The sequence below is a fragment of the Kitasatospora sp. NBC_00374 genome, from assembly GCF_041434935.1.
Taxonomy (GTDB): Bacteria; Actinomycetota; Actinomycetes; order Streptomycetales; family Streptomycetaceae; genus Kitasatospora.
The window spans coordinates 1,749,045-1,767,403 of record NZ_CP107964.1; the positions used below are offsets into that span (position 1 = coordinate 1,749,045).

The window sequence follows — 18,359 nt, forward strand, 5'->3', positions numbered from 1 at the left end:
GGTGGTCCCCATGAACACAGCACCCTCCGTCCTCGCCCGCGGCCTGCGCACCGCCCTCACCGAGCCCTTCCGGCCCGACACCTGGCGGCGGGTCGGCTATCTGCTGCTCGCGCTGCCGGTCGGGCTGCTCGCCGTACCCCTGGCGCTGATGGGCGGCCCCGCGGGCCGGCTCCAGCGGGGGCTGGTGGCACGGCTGCTCGGCCGGCGGATCGAGGAACCGGCCGGCGGCCGGCCCGCGGCCCTGGCGCACGCGGTGCTCGCACTGCCGCTCAACGCGGTCGGCCTGGTGACCACGGTCTACGGCTGGTCGCTGGTACCGCTCAACCTGGGCTGGCCGCTGCGCCCGCTGCTCGGCATGGGCACCGGCGACTACGCCGAGGCCTGGGGCGGCCCGACCTTCGCCGGGGCCTGGGCACTGCACGCGCTGGCCGGCGGGGTCGGCTTCCTGCTGCTGATGCCCTGGGTCGGCCGCGGTCTGACCGCCCTTCAGGCCCGGCTGGCCGTCGGCCTGCTCGGCCCCCGGCGGATCGGCGCCGGGCGCGCCGTCCTGCTCGCCGCGCTGGTGGCGGCGGTGGGGACCGCGGTCGCCGTCCCCGTCGCCCACCAGCTCTAGGCTTTCGCGCATGCTCTCCCGTGCCGCCGACCTCGCCGCCGCGCCGTTCCGCCGCCGGGCCCTGGCCGCTCTGCTCTACGCCCTGCTCGCGCCGGTACCGGCGCTGGCCGGCGCCGCGCTGGTGCTGGCCGGGCTGCTGGCCGGCGGCGTGCTCTCGGTGACCCCGCTCGGGCCGTGGCTGATCGCGCTCACCGTCCGCGGGGCGCGCGGCCTCGGCGCCGTCCAGCGTGCGCTCGCCCGGCGGCTGCTCGGCCTGGCCGTGGAGCCGCCGGCGCCGGTCGGCGCGGCCGGGGCCTTCGCCTGGCGGCGGGCGGTGCTGGGCGACCGGGCCGGCTGGCGGGCGGTCGGGGCGGCGCTGGCCACCCCGCTGACCGCCCTGCTGCCGCTGCCGGCCGTGCTGTTCGGCTACGTGTACGGGGTGCTGCTGGCCGCGCACCCGCTGCTCCAACGGTGGAACCGCTTCACCGTGCACGCCGCGGACGGCTCGGTACGGCATGTCTCGCTGGAGGTGGGCGGGGTGCAGTGGGACACCTGGCCGCGCTGGCTGGTCCCGTGCGCCGTGGGGCTGTGCCTGCTGGCCGCGGCGCCCTGGCTGGTGCGGCGGACACTCGCACCGCAGTGCGCCCTGCTGCGCTCCCTGCTCGGCCCGGACGCGGCGGACCGGCGGATCCGGGACCTGGAGGAGACCAGGACCCAGGCCGTCGACGACGCCGCGGCCACCTTGCGGCGGATCGAACGCGACCTGCACGACGGCACCCAGGCCCGGCTGGTGGGACTGGGGATGCATCTGACGGTGATCCGCGAACTGGTGCTGGCCGGCGCCGGGCGCGAGCAGCTGCTGCCCGTACTGGAGACGGCGCAGGGCAACGCCAAGCAGGCCGTCGCCGACCTGCGCGACCTGGTCCGGGGCATCCACCCGCCGGCGCTGGACAGCGGGCTGGCGACCGCGCTGGAGACGCTGGCCGCCGACTGTCCGCTGCCGGTGGAGGTGACGGTGGAGCTGCCCCGGCGGCCCTCCCCCGCGGTCGAGTCGATCGCGTACTTCTGCGCCGCGGAGCTGCTGGCGAACGCCGTCAAGCACAGCGGCGCCCGGCAGGTGCGGATCGCGGTGGCCGCCGAGCCGGGCGAGGTGCTGCGGCTGGCCGTCCGGGACGACGGCCGCGGCGGCGCGGTGGTCGGCGCCGGCAGCGGACTGTCCGGCCTGCGGGCCCGGGCCAGGACCGTCGACGGTAGCCTGACCTGCGACAGCCCGCGCGGCGGACCGACCGAGGTCACCGTCCGGCTGCCGTACTGACCGGGCCGGACGGGGGAGGAACCGCGGATGCGGGTGGTGATCGCCGAGGACTCGGCCATCCTGCGGGAGGGGCTGGCCCAACTGCTCGCCCTGCGCGGGGTCGAGGTGGTCGCCGCGGTCGGGGACGGCGAGGCGCTGCTGGCCGCCGTCGCCGAGCACCGGCCGGACGCCGCGGTGGTGGACGTACGGATGCCGCCGACCCAGACCGACGAGGGGCTGCGGGCGGCGGTGACGATCCGCCAGGAGCACCCCGGCGTCGGCGTGCTGATCTTCTCCCAGTACGTGGAGACCAGGTACGCCGCCCAGCTGCTCGGCAGCGACTGCGCCGGCGTGGGCTACCTGCTGAAGGAACGGGTCGTCGACCTCGACGAGTTCACGGACGCGCTCGCCCGGGTCGCGGCCGGCGGCACCGCCCTCGATCCGCAGGTGGTCTCCCAGCTCTTCGGCGCGAGCCGCCGGGCCGCCACGCTCGACGCGCTCACCCCGCGCGAGCGCGAGGTGCTCGCGCTGATGGCCGAGGGCCGCACCAACCAGTCGATCGCGGACCTCCTGGTGATCTCCGGGCGCGCGGTCGAGAAGCACATCGCCAACATCTTCACCAAGCTCGACCTGCCCGCCTCGGACGGCGGCCACCGCCGCGTCCTGGCCGTGCTGCGCCACCTGGAGAGCGGGGGCTGACCGGCCGCGGCCCGCTCACGGGCTCACGCCGTCGTACAGGTACGGCGGTGTCCGGCTCCGGCGGGCGCGCCACAGCGCGGTGAACCAGGGCTGCTGTGCGGGGTGCAGGCCGGCCAGCCAGTCCCGGTGGCTGCGCCAGTCGTAGGCGTCGTGTTCCGCGCTGAGGACGGGAGCGCCCGCCGCAGTACCGCCGTCGAAGCAGAAGTCGATCACCGGCGGCCAGCCGTCGGAGGCACGGCGGTAGTCGACGGCGAGCAGCGGCAGCGGGCCGTCGACCCGCAGGCCGGTCTCCTCGTGGGTCTCGCGCACGGCCGTGCGGCAGGGGCGCTCGCCGTGGTCGGCCAGGCCGCCGGGGAGTTGCCACCAGACCGGGTGCGCGGGGTAGGCCCGGGCCTGGCGGAGCATCAGGATCCGGTCGTCCGCGTCGGTGAGCAGCACCCCCGCCGACACCACGTGCTTGGGCAGGGTGGCCGCGAACCGGTCGGGCGGGAGGGTCTCGGTCGTCACACTGGTGCTCCTTCGTCGCTCGGGAGGAGAGCTCCCCGCCGCGGCCCCGGGCCATGCACCGACCGGAATGGACGGACAATCGCACCGCGCCCGGTTCCGCCTCAGAACGAGCCGTGGCGGCCCTCCCCGGCGGCGAAGCGGGCCGCACCGGCCGCGGTGTCCGAGGCGAGCGAAATACGGCCGTGGGCCCACTCGTTGGCCATCGCCGCGGGCTCGGCGAGGCCGTCCTGTTCGAGCAGCGAGAGCCGGTCGTGGCGCAGGCAGGTCTGGGGGAAGCGGGCGAGCTCGGCGGCCAGCGCCTCGGCGGCGGCCCGTTCGGTGCCGGCCGGCACCAGGCGGTCGGCCAGACCGATCCGGTACGCCTCCTCGGCGTCGACCGGGCGGCCGGTCAGGACCAGGTCCATGGCCCGGCCCGTGCCGATCAGACGGGGCAGCCGGACGGTGCCGCCGTCGATCAGCGGGACGCCCCAGCGGCGGCAGAAAACGCCGAACACCGCGTCCTGCGCGGCGACCCGCAGGTCGCACCAGAGCGCCAGTTCGAGTCCGCCGGCCACCGCGTGGCCGGCCACGGCGGCGATCACCGGCTTGCCCAGGCGCAGCCGGGTGGGGCCCATCGGGCCCGGTCCGTCCCCGGCGAGGCGGTTGCCGCGCCCGGTACCGACCGCCTTGAGGTCCGCGCCGGCGCAGAAGGTGCCGCCCTCGCCCCAGAGGACGGCCACCGAGGCGCTGTCGTCGGCGTCGAACTCCTCGAAGGCTTCGAGCAGGGCGGCCGCGGTCGGCCCGTCCACCGCGTTGCGGGCCTCGGGGCGGGCCAGGACCACCGTTCTGACCGGGCCGCACTGTTCGACCCGCACCGCGTCCTTCGCCACCGTGTCTTTCGCCACCGCGTCCGCCTCCGTCGCGCTCCCGAGCCGTACCTGTCGGGCCATCATGCCCCCGCGGCCCCGCGGCCGCCGTTTTCGTCCTCTTGACGATAATGATCTCGGCCAGTTATCGTCAGGTGGACGAGAAAGGGGGCCAGCCATGGCCGACATCACCAGGCGATTCGGATTCCGCCACCTGCGCGCCGCACCCACGGCCCACATCCGGCACCTGCGCAGCGGCACGCTCGCCCACGAGGGCACCGGCCTCGCCTTCTGGTTCCGCCCGCTCACCGCGGCGATCTCCGAAGTCCCCGCCGACGACCGGGAGCTGGCGATGATCTGCCACGCCCGCACGGCCGACTTCCAGGACCTCACCGTCCAGGCCACCGTCACCTACCGGATCACCGATCCGGTCGTGGCGGCCACCCGGGTGGACTTCGGCATCGACCCCGACACCGGCGCCTGGCGGGCCGAGCCGCTGGACCAGCTCGGCACCCTGCTCACCGAGAGCGCCCAGCAGCACGCCCTGGAGCTGATCGCCGGCCTGACGCTCTCGCAGGCGCTCGCCGCCGGGGTGACCCCCGTCCGCGAGAAGATCGGCGCCGGCCTGACCACGGACCCGCGGCTCACCGAGACCGGGCTCGCCGTGATCGCCGTCCGGGTCACCGCGCTGCGACCCGAGGCCGAGCTGGAGCGCGCGCTGCGCACCCCGGCGCGCGAGCTGGTCCAGCAGGAGGCCGACCGGGCCACGTACGAGCGCCGCGCGGTCGCCGTCGAGCGTGAGCGCGCCATCGCCGAGAACGAGTTGGCCAGCAAGATCGAGCTGGCCCGCCGCGAGGAGGACCTGGTCGCCCAGCAGGGCGCCAACGCCCGTCGACAGGCCGAGCAGAACGCCGCCGCCGACCGGGTCCGGGCCGACTCGGAGGCCGCCCGCCGCACCCGGATCGCCACCGCCGAGGCCGAGGCCGCCCGGATCCTGGCGGACGCCCAGGCCGACTCCGAGCGGGTGCTCGGCGAGGCCAGGGCCGCCTCCGAGGAGGCCTGGCTGCTCGCCCACCAGCAGGCCGGGCCGGAGCTGCTGCACGCGCTGGCGCTGAGCAAGCTGGCCGAGCACCTGCCGAAGATCGACAGCATCACGCTCAGCCCGGACGTGCTGACCGGCCTGCTCACCCGGCTCGGCCGGGCCGGGGCCGCCGAGGGCGAGGGCCGATGAGCCTGGCGCCACGGGCGGTGGTGGTCCACCGCCGCACCGAGTACGAGGAGTTGATCGCCCGGCACGGCTCCCGCGGGCAGGCGGCGTTCTTCCTGTCCACCCGGGGCCGGACCCTGGACGAGGTGGAGCAGCGCCACCACCGCGCCCTGGCCGCCCTGGCGGAGGTGGCCGCGGCCGTGCCGCTGGACTGGCGCCGCAGCCGGGTGGAGCGCGCCGACCTGGACCGCTTCCTGTTCACCCCCGAGGACGTCCTGGTGGTGGTCGGCCAGGACGGACTGGTGGCCAACGCCGCCAAGTACCTCGCCGGGCAGCCGGTGGTGGGGATCGACACCGAGCCCGGCCGCGGCCTCGGGGTGCTCGTCCGGCACCGGGCGGCGGACGCGGCCCGGGTGCTGCGCGCGGTCGCCGCCCCGGGCGGCGACCGCCACCTGGAGGAGCGCACCATGGTCGAGGCGGTCGCCGACGACACCCAGCGGCTGCTCGCCCTCAACGAGATCTACCTCGGCCAGCACAGCCACCAGACCGCCCGCTACCGGCTCGCGGCGGCCGACGGCGCCGAGGAGTCGCAGGCCTCCTCCGGGGTTCTGGTCGGCACCGGCACCGGGGCGACGGGCTGGTGCCGCTCGACCTGGCTGGAACGGCGCAGCAGCCTCGACCTGCCGGGGCCGGGCGCGCCGGCGGTGGCCTGGTTCGTCCGGGAGGCCTGGCCGTCGCCGCTCACCGGCACCGGACAGGTGCAGGGGCTGCTGGCGGGCGGCGAGCGGCTCACGCTGACCGTCGAGTCGGACCAGCTGGTGGCTTTCGGAGACGGTGTCGAGTCCGACGCGCTGCGGCTAACCTGGGGTCAGACCGTCCGGGTCGGCGTGGCGGCGGAGCGGCTGCGCCTGTTCGGCTGAGCGGCCGCCCGTCGGCGGCACCGGCGACGCCGGTGCGCGAAGTAAAGATTCCGCGACCAGGGCGTGTCGATCCTGTGATGATCCGCAGGCGAAGGACAGCCTCCGGCACCGATGGGCCGAACGCCCGTTCCCGCCGGGCGCACCCCCGCCCGGCGGCCGCGCGCCGGGCGCTCCGCCTTCCCCGGCCCACCACCCGACCGAATCCGGCCGACCGTGCGGACTCCGGTGCCGGGAGGCGTGACACGCAGTACGTTAGCTCTGACGCGTACAGATCGCAGCCAGGATCCGCCCAGTTGATATTCAGTCAGGAAAAGTTTTCCAAAGAGGTATTAAAGTCACCACCGTGGCGGTAAAAACGTCTTCAGAGCGTGCGGGATCCGCTGTCGCGCCCGACAGCGCGCTGCCGGGCCACTGCCACCCAGGGTCGGCTGCGCACGCGGCAGAGTTCGGAGGGGGTAAGCGTGTCGAAGCCGGACACGACCGCGCGTGCGACCGTCACCGTGGACAGCAAGAAGCTCAGCAGCACACCGTCGAGCAGCACACCGTCGACCACCGCGGCGTCGAACACCACGGCGTCGAACACCACGGCGCACCGGCCGCAGCCGGTGGCCGGGGACGCCCGACGGCGCAGGATCGACGGGCTGCTGCGCCACTCGCCGCTGCAGCCGGTGTTCCGCGCCCTGTCCTCCCGGCGGCTGGCCGTGCTGGCCTACCACGGGATCGACGACCCGACGGCGTTCGCCGCCCAGATGGAGCGCCTGGTACGCACCGCGAGCCCGGTCTCGCTCGGCGAGTTGCAGCGCTGCGTGACGGAGCGGCGCCCGCTGCCGCCGCGCAGCGTGCTGGTCACCTTCGACGACGGTGACCGCAGCGTCCTCACCCACGGCCTGCCCGTGCTCGCCCGGCTGCGGATTCCCGCCGCGGCCTTCGTGGTGACCGAACTCATCGACACCGACCACCCGTTCTGGTGGTCCGAGGCCGCGTTCCTGGCCGGTCACGGCGGCACCGCGCAGGCACTGCCCGGCTGTCCGCCGCAGAACACCGTGGGCCGGCTGAAGGCCCTGCCGGACGCGGACCGCCGCCGCAGCCTGCAGGAGCTGCGCGCCACCGCCGCCATCCGGGCCCCGCGGCAGGCCCAGCTCACCCGTACCGACCTGACCGAACTGCGCTCGGCCGGCGTGGCGATCGGGAACCACACCGACTCCCACCCGTGCCTGGACCGCTGCGCGGACGGCACCGCCCGCACCGAGGTCACCGAGGCCCACCGCCTGCTGACCGGCTGGCTGGGCGAGGCGCCCACCGCCTTCGCCTACCCGAACGGCAACCGGGACGAGCGCACCGAGGCGCTGCTCGGCGAGCTCGGCTACCGGCTGGGCTTCCTGTTCAACCACCGACACGATTCCCTGCTGCCGCCCGACCCGCTGCGGATCAACCGGCTGCGGGTCAACTCCGACACCACCCGGCACCGCTTCGACACCATCCTGTCCGGCCTGCACCCGGCCGTGCACCGGATCCGCGGCGGCTGCTGACACCCCGTCGGGCACCGGCCCGGCCCCCGAACGCCGCCGCACCCGCCGGCCACCCCGCCCTGACAGGCGGTCGGCGGGTGCGGCGGCCTCACTCGTCGGTGCGGCCGCACTGCCTGGTGCGGCCGCACGGCTCGGTGCGGCCTCACTACTCGATGTAGGACTCCAGGCCGCGCAGGAACACGTCGATCTTGAACGCGAAGCGGTCGTCCCCGTCGCCGTCGACCATCGTCGACGCCATGCTGCTGATCAGCGGGAACCGGTCGGCGGGGAGCCGGGAGAAGTAGTCCTTGATGCTCTCGAAGTAGGCGTCCAGATCGGTGCCGCGCTGGATCTCCGCGGCGTACATGCAGGCCTCGTACGCGTCCGAGTCGATCAGCTGGCCGAGACCGTCCAGGGCCCAGGTGGCGACCCGGTCCGGGATGCCGGCCGCGAGCATCACGGAGAGCATGAACTCCGCGACCCGCAGCTGGTTGGCGCCGGTCGGGATGGAGCCCAGCGACACCAGGGTGATGTCGCGGTGCGCGGTGTAGACGCGCTGGGCGTCCAGGCAGATCCGGGTGATCTGCTCCTTCCAGCGGGCCGGGTCCGGGGCGTCGGGCAGCGGGATCTCCCCGGAGATCCGCTCCAGCATCAGCTCGCGGAGCTCGTCCTTGTTGGACACGTGCGCGTAGAGCGAGGCCGGGCCGGTGTCGAGCTCCTGCGCGATCCGGCGCATGGTGACGCCGCCGAGGCCCTCGGCGTCGAGGATCCGGATCCCGGCCTCGACGATCGCCTCCTGGCTCAACGGCTGGCGGACGTCCGCCTTCCGCGCCTTGTGCCAGGGGACGGGGGGCATCTGCGAGGTCATGCGCCACCTGCTTTCGCGACTACTCGGTGATCGTCCGGCGTTCCCCCGGCGAACATCGTACCCCCGGCGAACACTGTTCCCCAGGTCGGGAGGCCGAGGCCGGCACGAACGACGTTCGCCAGGCGAACAGTGTGTTGACAGAACGGCGGTCGCGCCGTAGAACAGTGTTCGTCACGAGTCCGTCCCCGCACCCCAGGAGTTCCAGATGACCGAGCCGACGTCCCCCTACAGATGGCGATGGGCGGCGCTGTTCGTCATCCTCGCCGCCGAGGTCATGGACCTCCTGGACTCCCTCGTCACCAACATCGCCGGACCGTCGATCCGGACCGACATCGGCGGCGGCGAGTCCCTCATCCAGTGGCTGGGCGCCGCGTACACGCTCGCCATGGCGATCGGCCTGATCACCGGTGGCCGCCTCGGCGACATCTTCGGCCGCCGCCGGATGTACCTCATCGGCGCCGTCGGCTTCACCCTCGGCTCGGTCGCCTGCGGCCTCGCCCAGGAGCCCGGCCAGCTGATCGCCGCCCGGGTGTTCCAGGGCCTGCTCGGCGCCATCATGCTGCCGCAGGGCCTGGGCATGCTCAAGGAGATCTTCTCCGAGAAGGAGCAGGCCACCGCGTTCGGCCTGTTCGGCCCGGTGATGGGCCTGTCGACGGTCGGCGGCCCGATCCTCGCCGGCTGGCTGGTCGACGCCGACCTGTGGGGCAGCGGCTGGCGAATGATCTTCCTGATCAACATCCCGCTCGGCCTGTTCGCGATCGCCGGCGGCGTGGCCTTCCTGCCCGAGTGGAAGAGCGCCCGGACGGTGCGGCTCGACCTGGCCGGAGCCCTGCTCGCCGCCGTCGGCTCGGCACTGATCGTCTTCCCGCTGGTCCAGGGCCGCGAGCACGGCTGGCCGGCCTGGGCCTTCGCGCTGATCGGGCTGTCGCTGGCGGTGTTCGCCCTCTTCGCCTGGTACGAGAACCGCAAGAGCCGCTCCGGCGGCGACCCGCTGGTGGAGCCGAGCCTGTTCCGCAAGCGCGGCTTCAGCGGCGGCATGGTCCTCGGCCTGGCCTTCTTCTCCGCCATGACCGGCTTCTGGCTCACCTTCAGCCTCTACACCCAGATCGGTCTGCACTACTCGCCGTTCAAGGCGGGCCTGGCCGGCATCCCGTCGTCGGTCGGCATGGTGATCGCCTTCGTCACCTCGCAGGCGCTGCTGAAGTTCGGCCGCAAGGTCATGCACGGCGGGCTGATCGTGATGGCCCTCGGCGTCGGCGCCGTGATCCTCACCCTCCATCTGGCCGGCGCCGAGGTGACCCCGTGGCAGCTGGCACCGGCGCTCACGGTGACGGGCCTCGGCATGGGCTTCGTGATGGCGCCGTTCTTCGACACCGTGCTCGCCTCGGTCGAGCCGCACGAGACCGGTTCGGCCTCGGGCACCCTCACCTCCGTCCAGCAGCTCGGCGCCGCCCTCGGCACCGCGATCCTGGGCACGGTCTTCTTCGAGCAGATCAAGACCGAGAGCTTCGTCCACGCCGAGCAGTTCACCCTCGCCGTCGAGATCGCGATGCTGGCCGTCGTGTTCGCCGCCATCTTCCTGCTGCCCAAGCACGCCCGGCCGCACCCGGAGTCCGGCGCCGAGGACGGCCGGGACGGCGCCGAGCAGCCCGAGAAGGTCTCCGCCTAATGGGACTTGCTGAGTCGTAGAGACTCGGTGCCGTAGCCGCCAGCAGGTGAGCACTCTCTCCGCCGGAACCACTGCGAGTTCTGGGGTCAGACCGTGCCCCTGCTGGTCGGCCGGAAGGCCATGACCGCTGATGGGGTGGCGTGCCCGCCGAACAGGGCGTGAGCACTGGATCCATTAGGCCGCGTGCCGTGTCTTCCGCAGGCTGCACGACCAGCAAATACGCGATGGGGAGGAAGAGTTGCTGCTGATCGGCGACGACTGGGCCGAGGACCACCACGACGTCGAGGTCCAGGACGCGACCGGCCGACGCCTCGCAACCGCGAGGCTGCCCGAGGGCGCGGAAGGCATCGCCAAGCTGCACGAGCTCGTGGCCAAGCACGCCGGAGAGGACCCCGATCCCGCCGACGTGATCGTCGGGATCGAGACCGACCGCGGCACCTGGGTACAGGCCCTGCTCGCCGCCGGCTACCAGGTCTACGCGATCAACCCCCGGCAGGTCGCCCGGTTCAAGGAGCGGTACGGCACCTCCGGCGCCAAGAGCGACAAGGGCGACGCCCACGCCTTGGCCGACATGGTCCGCATCGACCGCGACCAGCTACGGCCCATCGCCGGCGACAGCGACCAGGCCCAGGCCGTCAAGGTCGTGACCCGCGCCCACCAGACCCTGATCTGGGAACGCACCCGCACCTTCCAACGGCTCCGCAGCACGCTGCGCGAGTACTTCCCCGCCGCCCTGAACGCCTACGCGTCCCTGGAACTGACCAGCACCGACGCACTGGAACTGCTGATCAGAGCACCCACACCGCAGGCGGCGGCGAAGCTGACCCGCACCCAGATCGCCGCCGTCCTCGCCCGGGCCCGCCGACACAACCGGGACCAGAAGGCCGGCGCGATCCAGGCCGCACTGCGCGAGAAGCAGCTGGAGCTGCCCGAGCCGGTCACGGCCGCCTACGCGGCCGCCACCATTGCCCACTCCCGGCTCCTGCTCGCCCTCAACGAGCAGATAGCCGCGATGGAAAAGCAGGTGAGGGCGCATTTTCTCGCGCACCCGGACGCTGAGATCTACCTCTCCATGCCCGGCATCGGAGAGATCACCGGCGCCCGGGTGCTCGCCGAGTTCGGGGACGACCCCACCCGCTACACCTCCGCCAAAGCCCGCAAGAACTACGCCGGCACCAGCCCCGTCACCCGGGCCTCCGGCAAGAGCCACACCGTCCAGGCCCGCTACGTCCGCAACAACCGGCTCGCCGACGCCCTCCAGCGCCAGGCGTTCTCCGCCCTGCGCGCCTCACCCGGCGCCCGCCGCTACTACGACAAGCAGCGCGCACCCGAGGCCGGCTACAACCCCGCTCTCCGCCAGGTCGGCAACCGACTCGTCGGCATCCTCCACGGATGCCTCAAGACCCGCACCCACTACGACGAAGCAACCGCCTGGTCCCACCACGCACACCTCCATGCCGCTTGACCTCAAACGTCATGGGGTGTCTGACCCCGCACCAACCCCTGACGGCCCGTGCCCCCCAGCCGACCCCGGCGGAGCACGGGCCGTTCCGCGTCCCTTTCCGCAGGTCGCAGACTAGGTAGGACGGTCCGTCAACTCACCGGGTATTCCCGGCTATTGCCATATGGTCTAGGCCAATCATACGCTCGTACCAGGCTGCGCGCCGGGTCCGCGCCGCGCCTTGCCCCGGGGTCGCTCCCCAGGGTCCCCGGGCAGACGTGCCCGTCCCCCACAGCAGGCCCGAAGTACCGTCGAGGAGATCCCCCATGTCCGTAACCCGCCGCCTCCTGGCCTCGGGTGTCGTCGGCGCGACCGTCCTGCTGACGGCCGCCGTCACGACCGGCACCGCGAGCGCCCACGGTTCGCTCTACGGCCCCGTCAGCAGGGTCGCCACCTGCTACGCCGAGGGCCCCGAGCACCCGCAGTCCCAGGTGTGCAAGGACCTCGTCGCGATGAGCGGCACCCAGCCGCTGTACGACTGGAACGAGGTCAACATCGCCAACGCGAACGGTCAGCACCAGCAGCTCATCCCGGACGGCAAGCTCTGCTCGGCCAACCGCGACAAGTACAAGGCCCTCGACATGGCCCGCACCGACTGGCCCGACACCGGCGTCCAGTCCGGCTCGTTCACCTTCAACTTCCGGGTGACCGCGCCGCACCAGGGCCTCATGAAGCTCTACATCACCAAGCCGGGCTACGACCCGACCAAGCCCCTCAAGTGGGCCGACCTCGACCTCGCCAACCCGGTGGCCGAGTACCCGACCAGCCGGACCGCCACCAACGGGTACTACACCTTCAGCGGCAACCTCCCCGGCCGGACCGGCCGCCAGCTGCTCTACCTGGTCTGGCAGCGCAACGACAGCCCCGAGGCCTTCTACGGCTGCTCCGACGTCACGTACGGGCAGGGCACCACCGCGGCCGCGACCGGCCTGCAGTCCCTGTCCGCCCCGTCCGCGCCGACCGAGCAGCAGATCGCCGCGGGCTACACCCGCTCCACCGTCGACCACCAGGGCCACGGCGGCGACCACCAGGCCGCCGCGGCGCAGGGCAGCGCCGCCGTACCGCTCCCGGCCGGCTCGACCGGGTCGCTGGTGCTCGGCGGATCCGCCCTGGCGGCGGTGGCCGCCTCCGCGGTCTTCGTCTACCGCCGCCGCCCGGGAGCGCTCAGCCACAGCAGCTGACGCTCCGGCACCGCACCGCACCGACCGCCGGGGAGCGCCCCATCGCTCCCCGGCGGCTGTTTCGGCACCCCTGGGAACTCCTCCCCCGATCCGCGCGACTACCTGGTCCACGGCCCGCCACAGCGGGCCCGTCCCACCCGGATATCCAGGAGAGTCCCCATGCGTTCTCGCGTCCTGTGCGGCATCGCGGCGGCCGCCGCGCTGCTCACCGCCACCGCCTGCGACACCACCGAAGGTGGCGGCGGCAGCGAGGCCGCTCCCAGGACGGCCGGGGCCGTGTCGGGGGCCTTCCCGACGAAGGTCGCCGACTGCACGGGCAAGGAGACCACCTTCACCGGCCCGGCGCAGCGGATCGTCACCAGCAACGGCTCCGCCCTGGAGATGCTGCTCCAGCTCGGCGCCGGCGACCGGGTCATCGGCACCGGCTTCCCGCCCGGCAAGGGCACCCTCCCGGCCGCCGTCGCCGACCAGGGCGCCAAGGTGCCGGTGCTCGGCGAGATGGGTATCGCCAAGGAGAAGCTGCTCGGCTCCGGCGCCGACACCTACGTGGACACCTTCGGCTCGATGGACATGATGGGCGGCGCGGGCGGCGCCCCGACCGAGGCCGAGTTCACGGCCGCCGGGATCAAGCACGTCTACCTGCTCTCCACCGCGTGTACCGCCTCCGCCAAGGGAGCCCGCACCGATCTGGCCGAGGTCGAGCAGGACATCCGCCGCCTCGGCGCGGTGACCGGGACCGGCGCGAAGGCCGAGGAGCTGACCGCCGCGATGGAGACCCGGGTCAAGGCGGTCACCACCGCTCTCAAGGACCTGCCCGCGGACCGCCGCCCCGGCTACTTCTTCTTCGACTTCGACGCCGGCACCAAGCAGCCGGTCGCACTCTGCGGCCGGCAGGTCGCCAACGCGGTGATCACCCTGGCCGGCGCCCGCAACGTCTTCGCCGACTGCGACTCCGACTTCCGCCCCGTGAGCTGGGAGGACGTGGTGGCGAAGAACCCGGACTGGATCCAGCTGGGCATTCGCGACCGCGGCAGCGAGGCGGAGAACACCAAGGCCTACGACGAGGCCGAGAGGTTCCTGCGCGAGTTCCCCGCCACCAAGGCCCTGCCCGCCGTCCAGCAGGGCCACTTCCTGCGGATCGGCTCCGAGGTCACCACCATCGCCGGGACCCGCAACGCGGAGACCGTGCAGCGGATCGCCGCCACCGTCCACCCCGACCTGGTCCGGAACGGCAGCTGAATGGCCGTCACCGCACCGCCTCGCGAGGCCCCCGGGCCCGCGGCCGGCCCGCCCGGCGGCCGTCCACCCCGCCGGGTGCCGGCCGGCTGGGCCGCCGCCGTCCTCGCACTCGCCCTGCTGGCCGCGCTGACCACCGCCGTCTCGCTCGGCTCCGTCGACGTCCCGCCCGGCGAGGTCTGGTCGGTGGTCGCCCGCCGGCTGACCGGCCGCCCGCCCCTGCCGGGCACCCGCGACCTGATCGTCTGGCAACTGCGCGTCCCGCGCGCCCTGCTGGCCGCCCTGGTCGGCGCCGGGCTCGGCCTGGTCGGCGCCGCCGTCCAGGCGCTGGTCCGCAACCCGCTCGCCGACCCCTACCTGCTCGGCATCTCCTCCGGCGCCTCGCTCGGCGCCGTCGGCGTGATCGTGCTCGGTACGGCCGGCGGGACGGCGGTCGGCCTCGGCGTCTCCGGGGCCGCGTTCGCCGGCGCCCTCGCCGCCTTCGCCCTGGTCTGGGCGATGGCCCGGCGCGGCGGGGGCTTCTCCCCGCTGCGGCTGGTGCTCGCGGGCGTCGGCATCGGGCAGTTCCTGTCCGGCTTCACCAGCTACCTGGTGCTGCAGGCCGGGGACGAGCAGCAGACCAGGGGGGTGCTGTTCTGGCTGATGGGCAGCCTCAGCGGCGCCACCTGGGACGAACTCCTCGTCCCCGCGGCGGCCGTCCTGCTCGGGCTGGCCGTCCTCCAGGCCCGGGCGCGGGGTCTCAACGCCCTGCTGATGGGCGACGAGACCGCAGCCAGCGTCGGCGTGCCGGTCGCCCGGCTGCGCCGCGAGCTGTTCGTCGCCACCAGCGTGCTGACCGGTGTCCTGGTCGCGGTCTCGGGGGCGATCGGCTTCGTCGGGCTGATGGTGCCGCACGTCTGCCGGCTGGTGTGCGGCGGCGACCACCGCCGGCTGCTGCCGCTGTCCGCTCTCACCGGCGCCGTCCTGCTGGTGGTGGTCGACACCGTGGCCCGTACCGCGCTGGACACCCAGGAGCTGCCGATCGGCGTGGTCACCGCGCTGATCGGCGCGCCCGCCCTGCTGTACCTGCTCGACCGACGACTGGAGCGCAGTTGAGGATCGCCCTGGAAGACCTGCACGTGGCCCTCTCCGGGCGCACCGTGGTGGCCGGCGTCCACCTGGTCGCCGAGAAGGGCGAGATCGCCGGCCTGGTCGGCCCCAACGGCAGCGGCAAGTCGACCCTGCTGCGGACCGTCTACCGGCACCTGGCGCCGAAGGCCGGCCGGGTGGTGCTGGACGGCCGCGACCTGGCGGCGCTGCCGCCCGCCGAGTCCGCGCGGCACATCGCGGCCCTCCCGCAGGAGCGCGGCGGGGACTTCGAGCTGACGGTGGCCCAGGTGGTGGCGCTCGGCCGGATCCCGTACCAGCGGGCGTTCGCCGCCGAGAGCGTCCGGGACCGGGCCGCGGTGACCTCCGGTCTGGCCCGGGTCGGGATGCTGGAGCACGCCGGGCGCCCGTTCTCCCAGCTCTCCGGCGGCGAACGGCAGCGCGTGCTGCTGGCCCGGGCGCTCGCCCAGGAGCCGGACGTGCTGGTGCTGGACGAGCCCACCAACCACCTGGACGTACGGCACCAGGTGGAGCTGCTCGCCCTGCTGCGCGCGCAGGCCACCACCACCCTGGTCGCGCTGCACGACCTGAACGCGGCGGCCTCGGTCTGCGACCGGCTGCACGTGCTGCACCGGGGCGCCGTGGTGGCCTCCGGGCCGCCGCGCGAGGTGCTGACGCCGGAGCTGCTCGCGGAGGTGTTCGGGGTGCGCGCGGCCGTCGTGGAGCACCCGCTGACCGGCGATCCGCTGATCGCCTTCGACCACCGCAGCCCTGCCGACGGGGCCGCCTCCGCGGTCACCGGCACAGGCGCGGTCGGGGTCGACCGGTGAGCCGCGGAGGGGCGGGGTCGGCAGCACCCCCGTCCCTCCGCGGTCCGGCGTGCCGCCGCGGTGGCCGGCGATGGCCGGCCTATCGGGCGGTCTCGAAGTGGCTCGGCCGCCCGTCGCGGTGGACGAGGGTGCCGATCCGCTCCGCCTCCGCCCGGTGCATCAGCTCCCACTCGCCGTCGGCCCGGTGCAGGACCGCGGTGTGCCACGGCGTGGCCCACACGTCCCGGTGGTCCAGCAGCCGGATGCCGAACTTGCCGGCGCCGATCGGCTGCGGGTGGATGGACAGCCGGACCGAACGGGGGTGCTGCTCGGCGATCAGGGTGCCCCAGGCGCGGCTGCGCTGGATCACGCCGTACGCGCGGCGGCGGCACTCGCGCTGCAGAGCCGATCTGGTACCGGTGAAGTCGGCCGTGTCGTCGACCAGGAAGCGGGTGATGCCCCGGTAGAGGCTGTTGGTCTCCTCGTCGGACCTGACCTCGGCGCGCAGGTCCTCGAGCGAGGGCGCGAACCGGGCGTGCACCAGGGCGCGCTTGTCGTCGTAGGGCAGATCGCCCAGCACGTCGCGCATGTCGAAGGTCGCCAGGTGCTGCAGGCCCTCCCGGTCGATCATGGCGGCGAGTTCGTCGGAGTAGGCGTCGATGTCCCGGTCCGGGACGCGGATCAGGTCGCCGAACACATGGCCGTCCGAGCAGATCAGGATCCTGGCGCCCGGTGAGTACACCTGGGCGATCCGCTCGCACAGCCCGTTGAGGAAGCCCAGGGCCAGCCGCTCGCCCTCGTCGGGGAGGTGGCCCAGCACCTTGTGGGTGTTGGGCGACTTGCAGGGGAAGCCCGGCAGGGTGAACACGACCGGCTCGCCGGCGGCCACGAAGTCGGCCACCTGGCGTAGTTGGACCGGGAAGAGGCCGGCGGTCGCGGGTAGGTCCGGGTCGGAGGCCCGGCGATGGGGCAGCAGCAGTTCCAGCAGTTCGGCGCTGACGCGGGCGACGGCCGGATGGGTGGGCTGGAGTGGGGCCAGAGTGGCGGTTGACGACATGCGGTCCTCCATGAGGGCATGACGGGACAGCGCCTCGGCGCGGGAGCGCCGGGCGCGGGGACGGCTGACGGTCAGTGCGGCGTGCTCAGCAGCGCGTGTCGTAGTGGACGGGAAGGTGGTTGACGCCCCGGGCCAGGACGGCGGGGATCCAGCTCAGCTCGGACCCGTCGACGGCGGGCCGCAGCCCGGGCAGCCTGGCGAGCAGGGTGCCGAGGGCGATCTGGAGCTCGGCCCGGGCCAGCGCGGCGCCGGGGCAGAAGTGGATGCCGTGCCCGAAGGCCAGGTGGGCGTTGGGGGTGCGGTCGAAGTCGAGCGCGTCGGCGTCCGGGAACTGTTCCGGGTCCCGGTTGGCCGCGCAGAGCGAGACGATCACCGAGTCGCCGGCCGGGATCACGGTCCCGTGCAGGTCGCTGTCCTCGGCGAAGAACCGCCAGGTGGTCAGCTCGAACGCGCTGTCGTGGCGCAGCAGTTCCTCGACCGCCCGGGGCAGCAGGGCCGGCTCGTCGCGCAGCCGGGCGAGCTGGTCGGGGTGGCGCAGCAGAGTGATCAGCATGGTGCTGATCTGGTTGGTGACGGGCTCCTGGCCGGCGACCAGCAGCTGGAAGATCATGGAGTCCAGCTCCTCCTTGCCGAGCTGCCCGTCGTCCTGGGCGGCCACCAGCCGGCCGAGCAGGTCGTCCGAGGGCTCGGCCCGCTTGTGGGCGACCACGTCGGCGATGTACGTCTGGAGTCCGCGCAGCCGGCCCTCGTAGGCCGGACGGCCCGGGTCCTTGGGCCCGACCGGCTGGACGACCTTGCCCCAGTCGCGATCGAATCGGGACGCCAACTCCTGTGGCAGGCCGATGACTTCGGCCAGCACCCGGAACGGGTAGTGGGCCGCGAAGCCCTGGACGAGGTCGGCGCCGCCGGTGGCGGGCAGGGCGTCGACCAGGGCGTCGGCGATCTGCTGGAAGCGCGGGCGCAGGGCCTCGATCCGGCGCGGGGCGAAGCCGTCCAGGACGAGCCGGCGCATGTCGGTGTGCTTGGGCGGATCCTGGTGCAGCAGGTGCACCTGGAGCTGGGAGTGCTGCGGCTCGGGCATGATCGACGCGAGCCTGCGCCAACCCTCGTTGCCCAGGCGGTGGTTCTTGCCCAGGCGCGGGTCGTTGAGGGTCTGGTGCGCGGCCTGGTAGCCGGTCACCAGCCAGGCGGCGATGCCGCTGGGGAAGCGCACCCGGTGCACCGGGCCCGCCGCGCGCAGCTCGCGGTAGAGCGGGTAGGGGTCGCTCTTGTACTCCTGGCCGAACAGCGGTACGGGCTCCGCCTGTTCGGCGCCGGACGGGGTGTCATGGCCGTACGGGCAGCGGCCCGCCGGCGCGGTGGGGTCGGTCATGACTGGGG

General features: G+C 73.8%; 17 protein-coding genes. 12 read left to right on the forward strand and 5 right to left on the reverse strand.

Annotation, left to right across the window (positions count from 1 at the left end; translation table 11 throughout):
• The first annotated feature begins 10 nt into the window (after positions 1–10).
• From OG871_RS07725 to OG871_RS07735, 3 genes are read left to right on the forward strand one after another with little or no spacing between them, the layout of a single operon-like run.
• Positions 11–613 (forward strand): hypothetical protein, encoded by a 603-nt coding sequence (locus OG871_RS07725; protein WP_371495306.1) that lies wholly within the window; start codon positions 11–13, stop codon positions 611–613.
• A 10-nt stretch (positions 614–623) separates the two neighbouring features.
• The gene (locus OG871_RS07730) at positions 624–1,907 is read left to right on the forward strand and encodes a sensor histidine kinase (RefSeq protein WP_371495308.1); all 1,284 of its coding nucleotides are present in this window, start codon (positions 624–626) and stop codon (positions 1,905–1,907) included.
• A gap of 27 nt (positions 1,908–1,934) precedes the next feature.
• Positions 1,935–2,585: a response regulator gene (locus OG871_RS07735; protein WP_371495310.1), complete on the forward strand. Its 651-nt coding sequence runs from the start codon at positions 1,935–1,937 to the stop codon at positions 2,583–2,585.
• 15 nt (positions 2,586–2,600) lie between these two features.
• Here OG871_RS07735 and OG871_RS07740 read toward each other — a convergent pair whose 3' ends face one another.
• Both OG871_RS07740 and OG871_RS07745 read right to left on the reverse strand, forming a co-directional pair.
• Entirely contained in the window at positions 2,601–3,092 is a 492-nt protein-coding gene (locus OG871_RS07740; RefSeq protein WP_371495311.1) for an NUDIX hydrolase, read from the reverse strand.
• 101 nt (positions 3,093–3,193) lie between these two features.
• Positions 3,194–3,976, reverse strand: coding sequence for a crotonase/enoyl-CoA hydratase family protein (locus OG871_RS07745; protein ID WP_371495314.1), 783 nt, complete (start codon positions 3,974–3,976; stop codon positions 3,194–3,196).
• A 139-nt stretch (positions 3,977–4,115) separates the two neighbouring features.
• Here OG871_RS07745 and OG871_RS07750 point away from each other — a divergent pair, with 139 nt between their 5' ends.
• From OG871_RS07750 to OG871_RS07760, 3 genes are all read left to right on the forward strand, one after another.
• Positions 4,116–5,168 carry an SPFH domain-containing protein gene (locus OG871_RS07750; protein ID WP_371495317.1) on the forward strand — a complete coding sequence of 351 codons (1,053 nt, stop codon included), beginning with the start codon at positions 4,116–4,118 and terminating at the stop codon, positions 5,166–5,168.
• On the forward strand, positions 5,165–6,064 hold the full coding sequence (locus OG871_RS07755) for a hypothetical protein (protein ID WP_371495319.1): 900 nt from the start codon (positions 5,165–5,167) through the stop codon (positions 6,062–6,064). The genes OG871_RS07750 and OG871_RS07755 overlap by 4 nt, the downstream gene beginning before the upstream one ends.
• Before the next feature lie 461 nt (positions 6,065–6,525).
• Positions 6,526–7,593 carry a polysaccharide deacetylase family protein gene (locus OG871_RS07760; RefSeq protein ID WP_371495321.1) on the forward strand — a complete coding sequence of 356 codons (1,068 nt, stop codon included), beginning with the start codon at positions 6,526–6,528 and terminating at the stop codon, positions 7,591–7,593.
• A 145-nt stretch (positions 7,594–7,738) separates the two neighbouring features.
• Here OG871_RS07760 and OG871_RS07765 read toward each other — a convergent pair whose 3' ends face one another.
• On the reverse strand, positions 7,739–8,440 hold the full coding sequence (locus tag OG871_RS07765) for a TetR/AcrR family transcriptional regulator (RefSeq protein ID WP_371495323.1): 702 nt from the start codon (positions 8,438–8,440) through the stop codon (positions 7,739–7,741).
• Between the two features lie 205 nt (positions 8,441–8,645).
• On the opposite strand from OG871_RS07765, the gene OG871_RS07770 reads away from it, so the two are divergent.
• The 6 genes from OG871_RS07770 (at position 8,646) to OG871_RS07795 (ending at position 15,943) form a co-directional block, all read left to right on the forward strand.
• Positions 8,646–10,109 carry an MFS transporter gene (locus tag OG871_RS07770; protein ID WP_371495325.1) on the forward strand — a complete coding sequence of 488 codons (1,464 nt, stop codon included), beginning with the start codon at positions 8,646–8,648 and terminating at the stop codon, positions 10,107–10,109.
• Between the two features lie 238 nt (positions 10,110–10,347).
• Positions 10,348–11,574 carry an IS110 family transposase gene (locus tag OG871_RS07775; protein ID WP_371495327.1) on the forward strand — a complete coding sequence of 409 codons (1,227 nt, stop codon included), beginning with the start codon at positions 10,348–10,350 and terminating at the stop codon, positions 11,572–11,574.
• Between the two features lie 302 nt (positions 11,575–11,876).
• On the forward strand, positions 11,877–12,791 hold the full coding sequence (locus OG871_RS07780) for a lytic polysaccharide monooxygenase (RefSeq protein WP_371495329.1): 915 nt from the start codon (positions 11,877–11,879) through the stop codon (positions 12,789–12,791).
• Positions 12,792–12,950: 159 nt separating this feature from the next.
• Positions 12,951–14,030, forward strand: coding sequence for an ABC transporter substrate-binding protein (locus OG871_RS07785; protein ID WP_371495330.1), 1,080 nt, complete (start codon positions 12,951–12,953; stop codon positions 14,028–14,030).
• Positions 14,031–15,122, forward strand: coding sequence for a FecCD family ABC transporter permease (locus OG871_RS07790; protein WP_371495332.1), 1,092 nt, complete (start codon positions 14,031–14,033; stop codon positions 15,120–15,122).
• Positions 15,119–15,943, forward strand: a complete 825-nt coding sequence (locus tag OG871_RS07795) for an ABC transporter ATP-binding protein (RefSeq protein WP_371495334.1) — start codon at positions 15,119–15,121, stop codon at positions 15,941–15,943. Before OG871_RS07790 ends, OG871_RS07795 begins: the two co-directional genes overlap by 4 nt.
• 79 nt (positions 15,944–16,022) lie before the next feature.
• On the opposite strand, the gene OG871_RS07800 is transcribed toward OG871_RS07795, so the two are convergent.
• The gene (locus OG871_RS07800) at positions 16,023–16,979 is read right to left on the reverse strand and encodes an L-tyrosine/L-tryptophan isonitrile synthase family protein (protein ID WP_371495335.1); all 957 of its coding nucleotides are present in this window, start codon (positions 16,977–16,979) and stop codon (positions 16,023–16,025) included.
• A gap of 85 nt (positions 16,980–17,064) precedes the next feature.
• Complete coding sequence (locus tag OG871_RS07805; protein WP_371495337.1) at positions 17,065–18,351, reverse strand: cytochrome P450; 1,287 nt, start codon at positions 18,349–18,351, stop codon at positions 17,065–17,067.
• Positions 18,352–18,359 lie beyond the last annotated feature (8 nt).

Excerpts from the sequence above, each read along its gene's own strand:
- OG871_RS07735 (WP_371495310.1), top strand. The coding sequence starts at position 1,935 with ATGCGGGTGGTGATCGCCGAGGACTCGGCCATCCTGCGGGAGGGGCTG.
- OG871_RS07805 (WP_371495337.1), bottom strand. The coding sequence starts at position 18,351 with ATGACCGACCCCACCGCGCCGGCGGGCCGCTGCCCGTACGGCCATGAC.
- OG871_RS07750 (WP_371495317.1), top strand. The coding sequence starts at position 4,116 with ATGGCCGACATCACCAGGCGATTCGGATTCCGCCACCTGCGCGCCGCA.
- OG871_RS07790 (WP_371495332.1), top strand. The coding sequence starts at position 14,031 with ATGGCCGTCACCGCACCGCCTCGCGAGGCCCCCGGGCCCGCGGCCGGC.
- OG871_RS07770 (WP_371495325.1), top strand. The coding sequence starts at position 8,646 with ATGACCGAGCCGACGTCCCCCTACAGATGGCGATGGGCGGCGCTGTTC.
- OG871_RS07800 (WP_371495335.1), bottom strand. The coding sequence starts at position 16,979 with ATGTCGTCAACCGCCACTCTGGCCCCACTCCAGCCCACCCATCCGGCC.
- OG871_RS07730 (WP_371495308.1), top strand. The coding sequence starts at position 624 with ATGCTCTCCCGTGCCGCCGACCTCGCCGCCGCGCCGTTCCGCCGCCGG.
- OG871_RS07785 (WP_371495330.1), top strand. The coding sequence starts at position 12,951 with ATGCGTTCTCGCGTCCTGTGCGGCATCGCGGCGGCCGCCGCGCTGCTC.
- OG871_RS07725 (WP_371495306.1), top strand. The coding sequence starts at position 11 with ATGAACACAGCACCCTCCGTCCTCGCCCGCGGCCTGCGCACCGCCCTC.
- OG871_RS07780 (WP_371495329.1), top strand. The coding sequence starts at position 11,877 with ATGTCCGTAACCCGCCGCCTCCTGGCCTCGGGTGTCGTCGGCGCGACC.
- OG871_RS07765 (WP_371495323.1), bottom strand. The coding sequence starts at position 8,440 with ATGACCTCGCAGATGCCCCCCGTCCCCTGGCACAAGGCGCGGAAGGCG.
- OG871_RS07755 (WP_371495319.1), top strand. The coding sequence starts at position 5,165 with ATGAGCCTGGCGCCACGGGCGGTGGTGGTCCACCGCCGCACCGAGTAC.